Source organism: Stenotrophomonas sp. GD03877 (assembly GCF_029840555.1).
GTDB classification, from domain to species: Bacteria; Pseudomonadota; Gammaproteobacteria; order Xanthomonadales; family Xanthomonadaceae; genus Stenotrophomonas; species Stenotrophomonas geniculata.
In genome coordinates, this window is record NZ_JAOCCT010000073.1 from 1 (window position 1) to 2,190 (window position 2,190).

Below are 2,190 nucleotides of genomic sequence, written 5' to 3' on the forward strand. Positions count from 1 at the left end.
CGATAAGTCTGCGCTGCGTTCACTCCCGTCCTAACCGCTATCTGCATGGCATAAGGCTTAAGTACCAAAGACAATGCAGAACAGCCAAGATTGCCAGCATACCTACTAGGTGGTAGGCTTCTACGACCCAACGATTTTGAGCTTGCATTGCTATGCTGCCACAGTGAAAACCTAACGCCAGTCAATGCTTCCCATGGAAATCATCATGAGCAAACAGAAGATCACGTTCCTAAACACCGAGGGTACGAGCCTTTCAGGTCTACTTGAAGCCCCTGAGTCACCCAGTGCTTACGCATTGTTCGCACACTGCTTCACCTGTGGTAAAGATATTAAAGCAGCTGCGCGTATTGCGAAGGCGCTGGTCGACAATAATATCGCTGTACTACGATTTGATTTCACGGGTCTGGGCGGCAGCGGCGGAGACTTCTCCAATACCAATTTTTCATCAAACGTTGCTGACTTGGTATCTGCGGCGGATTATTTACGCAACACGTATCAGGCACCATCCCTTTTGATTGGCCACAGCTTGGGGGGCGCTGCAGTCATCGCAGCAGCTAAGCACATCCCTGAGGGAAAAGGTGTTGTGACAATCGGAGCTCCCGCTGATGCGACCCATGTTATGAAGCAGTTCAAGGGTCAAGTAGAAGCTATCAGAGACATTGGTGAATATAGAGTTACGCTTGGAGGAAGGGAGTTCACTATAAAAAATCAGTTCCTCGAAGATATTGAAAGTCAGCAGCAGGATAAAAGCATCGCGAACCTCCGACGCGCACTGCTTGTTTTTCACTCACCTACCGACAATGTTGTATCCATAGAACAAGCACAGAAGATTTACCAGACAGCTAAACACCCGAAGAGCTTCATATCGCTGGACTCTGCCGACCATTTACTTACAAACAGCCGAGACGCAGAGTATGTTGCCTCATGCATTACCGCCTGGAGTTCCAGATACTTATAGCTTTATAGAATCATCACATAAAGGAATACCTATATGAGGTACTGCTCAATTATAATCCTAAAGCAGGCGAGAGAAAAAAGAAGAGTATATCCTACTTTTTGCGACAGTGAGTCGGCAAAGCGACAAGAAAAAGCAAATGCCGGAAGTAGCTCTCTATCAATAATACTCTTGATAATTTTGGTGACGTTTTTCGCGCTAGCTCTAATCGGAGCTAGCTAATTCCTGCGGAAGCTGGATACGAGAAGCTGGCGCACCGGCTACTAATATTGCGTCCATTCATTATAAGCCCAGCCCCGAAGTCTAATCGTGAAGCCCTAGTGCTCTACTGCTGGCAACTCACCTACCCATCAGACCAACCGCAACAGCCTAAGCGCTTATCTGAAATGCCGGCTCCACTCACATCCGTTACAGGAGCCGCCTAACTTACCGACAGCGCTGAGAGCAAAGATAGCTTGATCCCAGGGGAGCAGCTACGCACCTGAAATGCATTGAAATCGAGATGTGGAGCCGCTTGCAGATCTCAGGCTCAGCGTCGCATGGGCTGCTCCTGCCTGCTGACCGGACGAATGCAGGTTGAAAAAGGGCATTGCGAATTCTACCACTAGATGGTAGGCTAAGCCTGTACGCAAGAATCCGTACTCAACATTTCCATTTCTACGCCTTGGCGTAGCTGCGAGGATCACATGCAAGACTGGAAAAAAGCACGACAAGACATTAATGCTCGCGTTATGCAGCTCGGCTCGCTTTCACCGGAAACCATCAAGGGCGTGATGGCGCTGGGCGGGGCCGGCGCGAAAACCAACCACCTCGATGCGAAGACCCGCGAACTGATTTCACTTGCAGTGGCGGTAACCACTCGCTGCGACGGCTGCATTGCTTTCCACGTCGCCGAAGCCAAGAAGCTTGGTGTCACAGTTGAGGAGGTCTCAGAAGCTCTCGGAGTCGCAATCAACATGAACGCAGGCGCAGCCTTGGTTTATAGCACTCACGTGCTAGACGCCTTCGACAAGGAATGACCTGAGGAGGCTGCTCCCCTAACGAGCAGCCCACCTGAATTCAACACATAAGTGCAACGCTCACCCCTGCATAAACTTCGTACGGCGTCTTCCAGCCCAGGCGTTTTCGCGGGCGTAAATTGATCTTCGTTACCACGCGACTGACCGCCTCGACGGTCAGCTTGCTGAAGTCGCCGCCCTTGGGAAAATACTGCCGGAGCAGGCCGTTGGTATTTT

Annotated in this window: 2 protein-coding genes and 1 pseudogene; 2 read left to right on the forward strand and 1 reads right to left on the reverse strand. The window is 50.5% G+C overall.

The window, feature by feature from the left end; all coding sequences use genetic code 11:
• Window positions 1-205: 205 nt before the first annotated feature.
• Both N5D20_RS24615 and N5D20_RS24620 read left to right on the forward strand, forming a co-directional pair.
• Window positions 206-958, forward strand: a complete 753-nt coding sequence (locus tag N5D20_RS24615) for an alpha/beta hydrolase (RefSeq protein ID WP_063427192.1) — start codon at window positions 206-208, stop codon at window positions 956-958.
• A gap of 683 nt (window positions 959-1,641) precedes the next feature.
• On the forward strand, window positions 1,642-1,974 hold the full coding sequence (locus N5D20_RS24620; RefSeq protein WP_014860742.1) for a carboxymuconolactone decarboxylase family protein: 333 nt from the start codon (window positions 1,642-1,644) through the stop codon (window positions 1,972-1,974).
• Between the two features lie 40 nt (window positions 1,975-2,014).
• Here N5D20_RS24620 and N5D20_RS24625 read toward each other — a convergent pair.
• A pseudogene (locus tag N5D20_RS24625) lies at window positions 2,015-2,190 on the reverse strand (IS30 family transposase); the annotation flags it as partial.